The 12794-nt window shown below is 64.5% G+C and carries 10 protein-coding genes; 3 read left to right on the top strand and 7 right to left on the bottom strand.

Annotated elements, in window-relative coordinates; translation table 11 throughout:
• Positions 1 to 48 precede the first annotated feature (48 nt).
• Together AC0L2O_RS15350 and AC0L2O_RS15345 are read right to left on the bottom strand one after the other, a co-directional pair.
• Positions 49 to 819, bottom strand: coding sequence for an alpha/beta fold hydrolase (locus tag AC0L2O_RS15350; RefSeq protein ID WP_473370305.1), 771 nt, complete (start codon positions 817 to 819; stop codon positions 49 to 51).
• A gap of 331 nt (positions 820 to 1150) precedes the next feature.
• A complete protein-coding gene (locus AC0L2O_RS15345; RefSeq protein ID WP_369720857.1) occupies positions 1151 to 1618 on the bottom strand; it encodes an Hsp20 family protein in 468 nt (155 codons plus the stop codon).
• 207 nt (positions 1619 to 1825) lie between these two features.
• Here AC0L2O_RS15345 and AC0L2O_RS15340 point away from each other — a divergent pair, with 207 nt between their 5' ends.
• Positions 1826 to 2773: an alpha/beta fold hydrolase gene (locus tag AC0L2O_RS15340; RefSeq protein WP_369720858.1), complete on the top strand. Its 948-nt coding sequence runs from the start codon at positions 1826 to 1828 to the stop codon at positions 2771 to 2773.
• A 181-nt stretch (positions 2774 to 2954) separates the two neighbouring features.
• On the opposite strand, the gene AC0L2O_RS15335 is transcribed toward AC0L2O_RS15340, so the two are convergent.
• On the bottom strand, positions 2955 to 5726 hold the full coding sequence (locus AC0L2O_RS15335) for a di-heme-cytochrome C peroxidase (RefSeq protein WP_473370304.1): 2772 nt from the start codon (positions 5724 to 5726) through the stop codon (positions 2955 to 2957).
• 187 nt (positions 5727 to 5913) lie between these two features.
• On the bottom strand, positions 5914 to 7710 hold the full coding sequence (locus AC0L2O_RS15330) for an adenylate/guanylate cyclase domain-containing protein (protein ID WP_473370303.1): 1797 nt from the start codon (positions 7708 to 7710) through the stop codon (positions 5914 to 5916).
• Positions 7711 to 7936: 226 nt separating this feature from the next.
• Between AC0L2O_RS15330 and AC0L2O_RS15325 the strand changes: the two genes are divergently transcribed.
• Positions 7937 to 8569, top strand: coding sequence for a LysE family translocator (locus AC0L2O_RS15325; RefSeq protein ID WP_473370302.1), 633 nt, complete (start codon positions 7937 to 7939; stop codon positions 8567 to 8569).
• A gap of 6 nt (positions 8570 to 8575) precedes the next feature.
• On the opposite strand, the gene AC0L2O_RS15320 is transcribed toward AC0L2O_RS15325, so the two are convergent.
• On the bottom strand, positions 8576 to 9328 hold the full coding sequence (locus AC0L2O_RS15320) for a sulfite exporter TauE/SafE family protein (RefSeq protein WP_473370301.1): 753 nt from the start codon (positions 9326 to 9328) through the stop codon (positions 8576 to 8578).
• 97 nt (positions 9329 to 9425) lie between these two features.
• Here AC0L2O_RS15320 and AC0L2O_RS15315 point away from each other — a divergent pair, with 97 nt between their 5' ends.
• Positions 9426 to 10316 carry a LysR substrate-binding domain-containing protein gene (locus AC0L2O_RS15315; protein ID WP_473370300.1) on the top strand — a complete coding sequence of 297 codons (891 nt, stop codon included), beginning with the start codon at positions 9426 to 9428 and terminating at the stop codon, positions 10314 to 10316.
• On the opposite strand, the gene hisN is transcribed toward AC0L2O_RS15315, so the two are convergent.
• Positions 10317 to 11099, bottom strand: coding sequence for a histidinol-phosphatase (hisN, locus tag AC0L2O_RS15310; RefSeq protein WP_369720863.1), 783 nt, complete (start codon positions 11097 to 11099; stop codon positions 10317 to 10319). It lies immediately after the preceding gene.
• Between the two features lie 527 nt (positions 11100 to 11626).
• Entirely contained in the window at positions 11627 to 12517 is an 891-nt protein-coding gene (locus AC0L2O_RS15305) for an N-formylglutamate amidohydrolase (RefSeq protein WP_473370299.1), read from the bottom strand.
• Positions 12518 to 12794 lie beyond the last annotated feature (277 nt).

Raw genomic sequence — 12794 nt, 5'->3', positions numbered from 1 at the left:
AAAGGCGCCTGAGCGCTCAGGCGCCTTTTGCATCGTGACAACCGCCACTCAGCTCCGTCCATACCCCGCCGCTTCCAAGATCAAGTTCGCCACCTCCTTCGGATGCGACACCAGCGAGAGGTGGCCGGCATCGAGCTCGATGGTGGTGGCATTCATGCGCTTGGCGAGGAAGCGCTCGAAGTCGGGATTGATGGTGTCGTCGTGCTTCGACACCGCGTACCAGCTCGGCTTCGAATGCCAGGCGGCCTCGGTGGTGCGGCCGGCAAAGATCGAGGCCGCCGTCGGCCATTGCACGGCGTAGAGCTCCTTGGCGCGCTCCGGCGCGACGCCGTTGGCGAAATATTTCAGGAAGGCGTCTTCCGAGAGCTTTGTAAGACCGTCGTGCTCGACGATGCCGGCGCGGACGGGGCCGGTCGGGAATAGTTTCGAGAGCGCGACAAAATCCTCGTTCGCGTCGGGTGCGCGTGCGGCGATGTACACGAGCCCGGTGACCTTCGGATCGGTGCCGACCTGGCTGATCACGGTGCCGCCCCAGGAATGTGCGACCAGAACGGTCGGACCATCCTGCTCGGCCAGTGCGCGCTTGGTCGCCTCGACGGAGTCCGCCAGCGATGACAGCGGATTCTGCACGGCGGTCACGGTGAGCCCCGCAGCCTGGAGGATCGGGATCACCTCCGACCAGCTCGAGCCGTCCGCCCAGGCGCCGTGCACCAGCACGACGTTCTTCGCCTTCACGGTCTGCGCGGTCTGGGCGTGGGCAAGGCTGACGGGGGCTGCCAGCAGGCTCGCGGCGACGAAAAGGCTGCGCCAGAGAGTCATGATCGTTCTCCGTCTTTTTTTGGGTTCGATCCCCAAAGGACGGAGCACGCGGCGGCGGCGTTACGCCTCCTCACTGCCCTGTGATGCAGTGCAAAAAGTGCAATAAGCGACCAAGTACAAGGTGTCGTCCTGGCGAAGGCCAGGACCCATATCGCGAGGTCTATCGATCTTGAGCGGCCGGAGTACCGAACAACAAGTCTTCGTCAAATCTCTCCTTGGGGTAATGGGTCCTGGCTTTCGCCAGGACGACGATGGGGGCGGGAGTTCGTCAAAGAAAAAAACGCCCCGGGGCACCGGGGCGTTCTCGCAACCTGGAAGTGGCTTACGTGCTTTACGCGGCCTGCGCGGCCGAGTTCTCGATCGCCTGGGCGCCTTGCGCGCTGGTGTTGATCGCGATCTGGCGCGGCTTCTTGGCCTCGGGAATCTCGCGCACGAGATCGACGTGAAGCAGCCCGTTCTCGAGCGAGGCATCCTTCACCTGCACGAAATCGGCGAGCTGGAAGGCGCGCTCGAAGGCACGCGCGGCGATGCCGCGGTAGAGCACTTCGGATTTCGAGTTCTCGTTGGCGACTTTCCCGCCCTTGATCGTCAGCGTGTTTTCCTTCGCGACGATGGAGAGCTCATCCTTGGCGAAGCCGGAGACCGCGACTGTAATGCGGTAGGCGTTCTCGCCGGTGCGCTCGATATTGTAGGGGGGATAGCCGGGGCTGCCGTCCGAGCTCGTCTGGTCGAGCAGGTTGAAGAGACGGTCGAAGCCGACGGTGGAACGATAGAACGGGGTCAGATCGTAGGTACGCATGGTTCAAGTCCTCCATTGAGCGACTGTTGGTAACCCGCCCGCCTATCGGGCCGGGCCTCGTCTGTGTGCAGCCTGATGTTCCGGTTCCGAAACACTGGTAGCGGCCTGCACGGTGATGATATGGGTTTTGGGAAACTGCGTTCAAGAGGGCGGCACTCGCGCCTTTTCGGCGCTCCCGCCCCTTGATCTTCAGCAGCCCCTCCAATCATGACGCTGATCTCGATTCCGTCCAATCCCGTTCCCGAAGACGTCGTCAGCGGCACCATCAAGACGCCCGACGGCGCCGAACTGCGCTTCGCGCGCTGGGCGCCGCCGGCGAACCGCAAGGGCACCGTCTGCGTCTTCACCGGCCGTAGCGAGCAGATCGAAAAGTATTTCGAGACCGTGCGCGACCTGCGCGATCGCGGCTTCGCGGTGGCGATGATCGACTGGCGCGGGCAGGGCCATTCCTCGCGCCGGCTGCGCGATCCGCGCAAGGGCTATGTGCGCGACTTCGCGGACTTCGAGATCGACGTCGAGAGCTTCGTACAGCAGGTGGTGCTGCCCGATTGCCCGCCGCCTTTCTTCGCGCTCGCCCATTCGATGGGCGGCGCGGTGATGCTGCGGGTGGCGCATGCAGGCAAGCGCTGGTTCGATCGCATGGTGCTGTCGGCGCCGATGATCGACCTGCCCGGCCGGGCCACCTCGTTTCCGGTACGCGCGCTGCTCAAGGCGATGCGCCTGACCGGGCAGGGCGGCAGCTACGTTCCCGGCGGCAGCGATCGCCTCACCGGGCTCGCCCCCTTCATCAACAATCCCCTTACCAGCGACCCCGTGCGCTACGCGCGCAATGCTGCGATCCTGGAGGAGGATCCGACGCTCGGCCTGGCATCACCGACCGTTGCCTGGGCCGATACGGCCTTCAGGGCGATGAAAACCTTCAAGGGTATGAGCTATCCGTCCGAAATCCGCCAGCCGATCCTGATGCTGGCGGCATCCAACGACACCGTGGTTTCGACCGCGGCGATCGAGGAATTCGCCTATCATCTGCGCGCCGGCTCTCATCTCGTGATCGCCGGCTCGAAGCACGAGATCCTCCAGGAGCAGGACCGCTACCGCTCGCAATTCTGGGCCGCCTTCGATGCCTTCGTGCCTGGCACGCCGCTGTTCAAGTGAGAGGGAAGTCTCCGCGGGAGCAGTGAGAATTGCGCTCGCGGAGAGTCCTCATTCTCCGTCATTGCGAGGAGCCCTTGCGACGAAGCAATCCAGACCGCCTGCGCGCAGACAGACTGGATTGCTTCGCTTCGCTCGCAATGACGGTGTGGATGGAGTCCGATCTCGCCCTGCAAGCGGCAGCTCACAGCGTCTTCAGATACTCGATCAGATCGTAGCGCTCCTCGTCATCCTTGAACCCGCGTCCGATCACACCGTCTTTCTTCGGCGCGTCCGACGCGCCCTCGAACGAGTGGCCCTCCACCTTGTTGCCGGCAACGGCCCTGCCGTCGGGCCATGTCGTCGTGAATTGCGTTTCGCCGGTCTTGCATGTTTCGCCGTCGACCACGGCAAAGCCGACCTGCTTCGGATCGTAGTCGCGCATGCCCATGCAGAATTTCTTCGGACGCTCGGCCGCGGGCTTGAGCAACCAATAGAGCGAGGGTACGGAGCCGTTGTGCAGATAGGGTGCGGTGGCCCAGACGCCGTTCAATGGCCGCGTGCGATAGACCGCCACGGGCGTCGGGTTGGGGCAGTTCTGTCGCGCGCCCCACCACGCCTTCTGCTGCTCTTGCGGCATCTGCGCCTCGCTCATCCACTTCCGCGCGACGAGATCAACGGTGGTCATAAGCGCGAGCGAGTACGGCATCTCGGCCGTGCTCTTCAGACCTTTGCAGTCCCACCAGGCAGTGAGCTGGCGTGCGGGGTCGACCTTGAGGAAACCGGGCACCTCGATCGTCCGCTTCACCAGCACTTCGGCTTGCCCGGGGTCGGTGTTGACATGGGTAACCGGGATCTGGATCGGATCCAGCACCTTGCTGGTGCCGCTGGTTTCCCAATGTTTGGAATCCGGGGACCATAGGCTCTTCGCCGAATAGTCCTGATCGAACGCGGGGTCGTTGACGGGTCCAAGATGGCATCCCGCGCACATCTCCGCGTAAAGCTTTCGGCCCTTGCTGACGCGCTCGTCGTCGATCGTCCACGCGCTGTCGCCGAACAGCTGCGATGGCCATTTCGGCGCCTGGAGCCCACTGAACTTCTTCTCGGCCAGCGTATCGGGGCCGGCTATGAGCCGCTCGATCCATTCCAGATTTTGCAGGGCGACGGACGAGCGCCAGATCTTGTCCGGCGCATATCCGTCAGACAGGTTGAGCAGCGCTGTGACACCGAGCGCCTCGCCGGCATTGCGGATCAGCGGTTGCTCGATCGACGCGTCATACTGCGCGAACTTGAACCACGGCACTGTCCAAATCGGCGGGAAGCTGACGGGCGCGTCCTGAGCATGCAGGTTCTTTTCGAAACCGTCGACCCCGCTGAGCGCAAAATCCTGCGAGAAGACCTGGTTGCCGATACGGTTCAGCGCGTCGAGCCGGCCAAAGCCTTCCTCGGTATCGCGCTGCTGCTCCTTGCCGTCGTAGGTCTTCTTGCCGGCAATCGTCTGGTTATACGTGTTCTGCCAGTCGAGCAGGAACTGTCCGATCTCACCGAGCTTCTGCTTCAATTCGTGACGTTCCACGTCGCCGGCATTCGGGCCGAGCACGCGATCGGCAAAACGCTTGAAGCGCGTCGGCAGCTTCCAGGTGTAGACGATCGACAGGCCCGTCACGAGCTCGAGCTTCTTCAGGTCGGTCATCGCGGGTCCGCCGTCGAAGCGGACATCGACGCCCTTGTAGCGGATATGGCCGGTGTGACACGCTGCGCAGGTCAGCCCGATCTTGTCCTCCTCGCGGCGGCCCGAGGCGGGATCGAGGACACCGGTCAGCCGAGCAAACCCAACCGGCAGTCCGTCCACGTTTTCGACCGGCGTCTTCCAGAGCCCTGAGGGCGGCGGGGCCGGGTTCGTGTCGTAGACGTTGGCAAAGCCAAAGCGGCGGAGCGTGGTTTCGTCGGTGTGGATGGTCTGCGGGCTCGGGATGAAGCCGAAGCGCTCGAGATAGGCGCTGTCCTTCAACATGCCGTTCCTGCTGAACAGGTTGAACGTCGGCTGCTCCAGCGCGACAAACCAGGCATAGGGTACGGGGAATGTCGCAGTGCCCTGGCTCACATGGTGGAACCAGTACCGGTCCTCCAGCGACCAGTTCTGCTCGAGCCAATAGGCGGTAGTGGTCCTGGGAAGCCGCGGCAGGGGCGGCGGCAGCGCCACCTTGAATTTCTCGGGCAGGATCGCCCGAACCTGGTTGGGGAATTCGGCCACCGCAAACACGATCGCCAGCGCGACAACCACGAGCGCGGCTGCGGCGATGCCGATCCCGCGCGCGATGTGCTGACCGCGCGACAGCACCGGCTGGTCGAGCAGCCGCTGCTCGATCCGAGCGGGAAGCTTGCGCTTTTCGAACAGTGTCCGGACCTCGGCCACGCTGAGGTATCGGTTCTTGCCCTCGCCCTTGCCGAGGATGTTCAGCAGCACCGGCCATTCGCCCTTCATCAGGATCGGGAAGTACCAGCGCTTGTTGTCTGCGCGCGCGAGGTTCGCGCGCATATAGGTGGTGATCTCGGCTTCGTTCAGGCCGCGCTCGACGCCGCCGCAGGGATCGGGGTAATCGCGGCCGAAGCTCGCAAGACGCTCGATCTCGCTCTCCTGCACCACAGCGTGCTCGTTGAGGATTCGCGAGCCGGCGCCGTGCTTGTCCAGCGGGCCGTTGCGCAGCTGATCGAGTTGTGCGCCAGAAAAGATGCTCTTCGGCAAATGGAGGGCGCCGTTCGCGCCGAGAGCGATCAGATAAGCCGCAATCCGCGCCCCGACCTTCTTGAAGCCGGTCTCGCCGCTCGCTGCCCCGATGCTCTGCGACAGGGTGTTGAGCGGGACGGTCCCGCCGGCAACAAAGCCCTCGCCAACGAGACCGCGCAGGAACGGACAGGGATTGTCAGGCGAGACCTCGATCGATGGAACGAAGGGTTTCGAGGTGGGATCGTGCATGGCCCAAAATCCTGAAAACAGCGATACGTGAAAAGCATGACGCTCTGATAGAGCGCGGAATTCCAAACCAACAGACTGCGCGGACGCGGCGCAATGTTACTACTTCCGCGTGTGACGAAGTGTGGCCGAATTCACGGTCGTGTCAATAATGTCCAGCGCGAGATCGCGGCGCACGCGCGGCTTGCGCTCAGGATTCGGCGGCGCGTTTGAGGTCGCTCTGGACCAAAGTGAGCTTGCCGAGCGGCACGCCGGCCTTCAGCAACCCGTCGCGGTAATGTGCGAGGTCCTCAGGCCGCTTCCAGTGAAAATTCCGCAAGTGCCGGTCGACGTTCAGGGTCGGGTAATTGCTCAGGAGCACGGAGGTTGCCTCGACCGCCTCGCCGGTCCGTCCCAGCTGCGCCAGCGCCGCGGCGCGGATCGCAAGGGCCTGCAAGTGGTTCGGATTGACGTAGAGCTGCTCGCGAGCCCACGACAGCGTGGCGTCGTATTGGTCGACGAGATAATGGCTGAACGCGTTCAGCGCCGCCCATTGATAGCGTGGGTCGCTGTTGTCGCGCTGCGCTGCCATCGAAAACAGCTCGATCGCCTGGCGATGCTCGCCGATGACGAAGTGGCAGATGCCGAGCACGCCGCGGGCGCCCATGTCGTAGGGGTTGAGGGCGACCGCGCGCTTGGCGGCGTCCATCGCCGCCTCGTCATGGCCTTCCAGCGCGTGCGCCCAGGACAGGATCGAGAAGGCGAAGGAGGAGCGCGGGTCGAGCCGGACGCTGGTTTCGGCGAGGCTCATCGCCTCGGCCCACATCTGGCGCGTGCCCTTGACCCAGCCGAACTGAACGCTCTGGAGCTGGATCGTGGCGAGATAGGCATGTGCGATCGACAGTTTGGGCTCGAGTCTGATGGCCTCCCGGAACAGCTCGACCGCGGCGTTCAGGTCCTCCTTGGTCTGCCGGTAATAGTGCGACAGTCCTTTGAGAAAGCGGTCCCAGGCGGTCACGTCGGTCGAGAGCCGCGCCGGCGCCGAGGCCTCGGCCCGGACGATCTCGGTGGCGATGGCGGCGGACAGATTCGTGGTGATCTCGTCCTGCATGGCGAAGAGGTCGCCGATGTCGCGGTCGTAGCGGCCGGTCCAGAGCTGCTCGCCGGTTTCCGGCGCAATCAACTCGGCGGTGACGCGGATCTTGGCTCCGGCGCGCCGCACCGAACCCTGGATCAAATAGGTGGCGTCGATCTCCCGCGCGATCAGGCGGGTGCTCGCGTTGTTGCCCTTGAACGCGAAGGTCGAGTTGCGGCTGAGCACGCGATAGAAGGATTGCAGCGACAGCGCGTGGATCAAATCCTCGGTCAGGCCGTCGGAGAAATATTCGTCCTGGGCGTCGCTGAGATTGGCGAAGGGCAGCACGCCAACGATCGCGGTCCGGTTCTGCTGCGCGAGGGTGGATGCCTCCTTCAGCGCGGGCGCAAGCGCCGATGCGCCCTCGTGCGTCCAGGTCCAGACGCCGACCGGGTCCTTGATGTTCTTGAAGCGGTGGTTGCCCGCATCGACCAGCGGCACGGTGAGATGTTTGCTGGCCTCCTTGTAGGCCTTGGCCGAGATGGCGAAGCCGCCGGGGCTCGCCACGGATTCGAGGCGGACGGCGATGTTGACATCGTCGCCGAACACCTCGTCCTCGTCGGCGATCACGTCGCCCATGTGGATGCCGAGTCGGAACTGCATGGCGCGGTCGGCGGGCAGATGCTGATTGCGCTCCGCCATCAGCAGCTGCATCGCGACCGCCGCCTCGGCGGCGCCGACGATGGAGGGAAACTCGAGCAGGAAGCCGTCGCCGGTGTTCTTCACGACGCGGCCGCCGTGATTGAGGATGATGGGGTGGATCGCGCTGCGATGGGCTTTGAAGGCGGCATGGGTGCCGGCCTCGTCACTGCCCATCATCCGCGAATAGCCGGCGACATCGGCGCAGACGATGGCAGCCAGACGTCTTTCCATCCTCGGAGCTCCAAGGGAGGGGGACCAGCCACGGGGTGGCAGCCGCCTCGAATCCCGCATTTCAAGAACCCGGCCTTTATAGAGCAGATGAGGCCGAGCGAAACTATGATCCACATTGCAAATTCGATACAAACCCCACGCAATTCCGGTAGTGGCCGACGCGGTGCGAACCGATTAAGCCGAATCCCCTTCAGACCGCCCGGCCGGGGCGGCGGGAGCCTCTCGCATGCTGGGCATTCACGAAATCTGGCTGTTCGTCCTGTCCGGCATCCTGCTCAACGTCACGCCGGGGCCGGATACGGTCTACGTCATCGGCCGCAGCATGCAGATGGGCTGGCGAGGCGGGGCCGCTGCCGCCTTCGGCATCAGCTGCGGCTGCTTTTTCCACGTCGCGGGCGCCGCGATCGGCCTTTCGGCCCTCCTGATGGCCTCATCCACCGCGTTCTCGATCCTGAAGCTGGTCGGCGCGGCCTATCTCGTGTTGACGGGACTTCAGATGCTGTGCTCGCGGCCAACGTTGGCGGCGGACAAGCACGAGGCGGAGCGGAGTTCGCTGCGGCGGGTTTTCCTCCAGGGCGTCTTCACCAACGCGCTCAATCCCAAGGTCGCGCTGTTCTTCCTGGCCTTCCTGCCTCAATTCGTCGCAGCCGACGCCGCCCACAAGCCGCTCGCGTTCCTGACGCTCGGCCTGATCTTCATCTGCACGGGAACATTGTGGTGCCTGGTGCTGGCGGCGTTCGCGGCGAGGGCCGCCCACCGCCTGAGGCAGTCGGAAGGCGTGATCGCCTGGGTCAACCGGGCCCTCGGGGGTCTCTTCATCTATCTCGGCATCCGCGTCGCCATGCTGGAGACGCGGTAACTTGTCTCACGCGAATTGCTTGGCCAGCGCGCTGCCCGCCAGATAAACGCCGAGCAGGATCATCGCGATCAGGAACCAGTGGCGAAAGGCTTCGGCCGGCATCCGCGCCCGCACCGACTGGCCGATGAACATGCCGGCAAAGGCGCAGGCCATCGCGATGGCGCCGGGCACGGCGTTGGCCGGCGTGAGCAGGCCGCCCGCGGTGAGGTTGAAGGCGAGCGCTATCGTCGCTGTCGTGAAGAACACGCCGAGCGCCTGCACCAGCTCGTCCTTCTCCATGCCGATCGCCTGCATGAACGGCATCGAGGGGATCACCTGCACGCCGGTCGAGGCCGAGATCACGCCGGTGACGACCCCGACCACGCCGCCGACCCATTTCTCGTTCTGCGGCGCGACCCGGAATTGAAACTTCTTCAGCCCGATGACGGCGTAGACCACCAGCAGCACGCCGAGCACGAGCGTGCCGTAGCGCGCATAGGGTCCGGTCAGCGCGCCGGCATTGAGCCAGCATCCGATCACGGTGCCGATCATCAGCGGCCACAGCCGTTTGAGGATGTCGCGCAGATGCGGGCCGACAAAGGTCTGCCAGATGTTGGTGACGATGGCGGGCACGATCACGATGGCGATCGCGCGCCCCGGCGCCATGCTCACGGCGAGCAGTCCCATGGAGACGGTCGGCAGCCCAAGTCCGACCACGCCCTTGACGAATCCGGCGATCAGGAAAACGGCGGCGATGAGGATCAGGAGCGGGTCGATCATGCCGCCCACATTGACTGAAGCCGCGCGCCGGCACAATCTGGAGGTTACGGAGACAGCCTTCGTGCACGACGAAGGCTAGCATTTGGGGAGGCAACTGATGCGTTTCGACCTGGTCGATCTCCAGCTCTTCATCGCGGTCGCCGACCAGCGCAGCATCACCCGCGGCGCGGAGCGGTCGAATCTGGCGCTGGCTTCGGCCAGCGCGCGCATCAAGGGGCTCGAGGACGCCTTCGGCGTCGCGCTGCTCAAGCGCGGGCGTCGCGGCGTCGAGTTGACCGCGGCTGGCGAGAGCCTGCTCGATCATGCGCGGCTCGTCATTCACCAGGTCGATGCCATGCGCGGCGATCTCGCCGGTTTTGCCAGCGGCGTGCGGGCGAGCGTGCATTTTCTCGCCAACACCTCCGGGCTGTCGGAGCATCTGCCGAAGGCGCTCGCCGGCTTCCTGCGCGAGCATCGCGACGTCGCCATCGACATCGAGGAACGCGAGAGCACCGACATCGCGGCCGCCATCACCGCCGGCGCTGCCGATCTCGGCTTCGCGGCCGAGCACGCGCTGCCCGGCCATATCGAGCGCTTTGCCTTCAGCGAGGATCGCCTGACGCTGGTGACGTCGCGGCGCGGTCCGTTTGCCGGCCGCCGGCAGATCGATTTCCAGGAGGCCGGCGATTGCGAGTTTATCGGACTGACCAGCGCCACCGCGCTTCAGGTCCATATTTCCAAGCACGCGGCGCGGCTCGGCATGCGCCCGCATTACCGCGCCCGGCTGCGTGACTTCGACGCGATCTGCCAGATGGTCGCCGCCGATGTCGGCGTAGCGCTCGTGCCCGAAGCCGCCGCCCGTCGCTGCGCGAGGCTGATGCCGCTCGTCATGGTCCGTCTGCGCGACGCCTGGGCCAACCGCAAACTCGTGATCTGCGCGCGCAGCTTCAAGACACTGCCGCGGCCCGCGAAGATGCTGGTGGAGCATCTGCGCGCGGCGGCGGTGTGACTAGCCGTTGAGCAGTTTCAGGGCTTCTTCGTGAACCCGCGCATCGCCGGCGGCGATGATGCGGCCGCCGCCCTGGGCCGGCTTGCCTTCCCAGGTGGTGACGATGCCGCCGGCGCCGGTCACGATCGGGATCAGGGCTGCGATATCGTAGGGTTTCAGCTCGGTCTCGACCACGAGATCGACGTGGCCGGCCGCCAGCATGCAATAGGAGTAGCAGTCGCCACCATAGCGCGACAGCCGCGCGCCCTGCTCGATGCGGCCGAAGATGGCGCGGTCGCGGTCGTTCATCAGCAGCGGGCTGGTGGTGTAGGTCGTGGCCTCCGCAAGAGAGGCACAGCGGCGGACCTGGAGCCGGCGCTCGCCGGACGGGCCTTTGTAGATGGCCGAGCCGTTGTCGCCGGAGAAGCGCTCGCCGATGAAGGGCTGGTGCATCATGCCGTACACCGGCGCGCCCTTGTGCAACAGCGCGATCAGCGTGCCCCAGATCGGAAAGCCGCCGATGAAGGACTTGGTGCCGTCGATGGGGTCGAGCACCCAGACATAGTCCGAATCCTCGCGCTCATTGCCGAATTCCTCGCCGACGATGCCGTGCTGGGGGAAGTTGGCCTTGATCAGCCGCCGCATCACCGCTTCCGCGGCGCGGTCGGCTTCCGTGACCGGATCGAAATCCTTGGTCTTGCTCTTGTCGTCGATCGACAGCGAGGTGCGGAAGAACGGCAGGATGGTTTCGCCGGACGTGGTGGCGAGCCGTCCGATGAAGGCGGAGAAGTCGATCACCGTCACAGGCCGAATCCTCAAAACGAAAGTCGGGTGAAGCTCGCACCTGCCTAGCTCAAATCGCCGGAGACAGGCAGAGTGTCTTGATCTTGCGCCCCGGTATTTTGGATGCGGCGGTTATTGCCTCGGATCGGCCATCTCTCGGGCAACAATCGATCATTGAGTTGAATGCTTAGTTCCGAGCCTGCCTCGTTCGTATGCAAACAGCTATCAACCCATTGAATTTCCTTATCAAAGAAACTGAATCTGGGTTTCTCTGGGAGCAATTGAGCCATGTGTTTTTGCATGGGAAACGGCTCAAAAGCCCTTGCACTTTGTGCGACGCGGCCGCATATTGTTGCGGTGCGGTAGCGCTTCTCGCGTTACCGCTGCCCTCCTTGGGCGTTTCCTCCCTAGACTTGGGCCGCTTCTTCATCAGAAGCGGCCCTTTTTTCTTTCGGCCTGTTTTCAGTTGAACGCGCGTGTTGGCGCAAAGCGAAACACGTCCGCGCCCGATCCGCGCGGACCTGATGGTCCGAACAAAAAGCTCTCGTCTATTCGGCTGCGGCCTGGAACGGGCCGAGATCGCCGAACGGGATCGTCGTCGCCAGCACGTCAGCGAGCACTCCGAAGTCGGCGGCCACTTTCGCAAAGCGCGGGCCGCGTTCGCGCCGCCGTTCGTCCATGTAGACCGCGCGGTTGAGCTCGAGCTGCACGGCGTGCAGGCCGCTCGCCGGGTTGCCGTAATGCTCGGTGATGAAGCCGCCGGCATAGGGCTTGTTGCGGCCGATCGAATAGCCGAGCCCGCTCATGGTCTCCTCGACCCGGTCCGGCAAAAGCGGCGTGCAGCTCGTGCCGTAGCGGTCGCCGATGACGATTTCGGGCCGGCGCGGCTCGTCGCGGGAGACGCCGACCGAGGGCATCGAGTGGCAATCGACCAGCACCACCGTGCCGAACATCTGGTGCACCTTGTTGATCAGCCGGCGCAGCGCGCGATGATAGGGCTTGTAGAGGGTCTCGATCCGCGCCAGCGCATCGTCGACTGCGATCCGCTCGCGATAGATCTCCTGGCCGTCGCCGACCACGCGCGGGATGGTGCCGAGGCCGCCCGCGACCCGCATCGAGCGGGTATTGGCGAAGCTCGGCAGGCGGCCGGTGAACATCCGGGGATCGAGCTCATATGGCTCGCGATTGACGTCGACATAGGAGCGGGGAAAATTGACCCGCACGGTCGGAAAGCCGCGTTCGCTGAGATGGCCGATCAGCTCGTCCATGAAGGAATCTTCCGAGCGCCGCAGCGTCGGCAGATCGATCCGCGAGGCACTCAGGAAATGATCCGGATAGGTCGAGCCGGAATGGGGCGAGTTGAAGATAACAGGCGCGCGCCATTCGGCGGGCTCCACGATCTCGAACGCTGGCGACTTGTCGCCGTCAAACCGTGTCATCTTCTCGGGCTTCGTCCCTTCGTGCCGCAAGATCCTGGCGTCCAAAGATCCTGGCGCCGCACGATCCGGCAAGGCAGGGATCCGTGATTCGGCCGGTCGAGCGGCTCTTATGTGTCGTCATTGTCCGGAATCGCAACCATTCTGCCAAGCGAAAAAGTGGGATCGACACTGGAACATGTCTTAACCCTGCGGGCATCGAGGCGGGGACCGCACCGAGCTAGTCGATTGCGTCACGCCGCGTTCGGGTTCACAAGGGGGCGCGCCGGTCGGCGCCAGG

The sequence above is a fragment of the Bradyrhizobium sp. Kon10 genome (genome assembly GCF_055807395.1).
The sequence above is the reverse complement of the archived record's forward strand: the minus strand, read 5'-3'. Positions and strand labels throughout refer to the sequence as shown.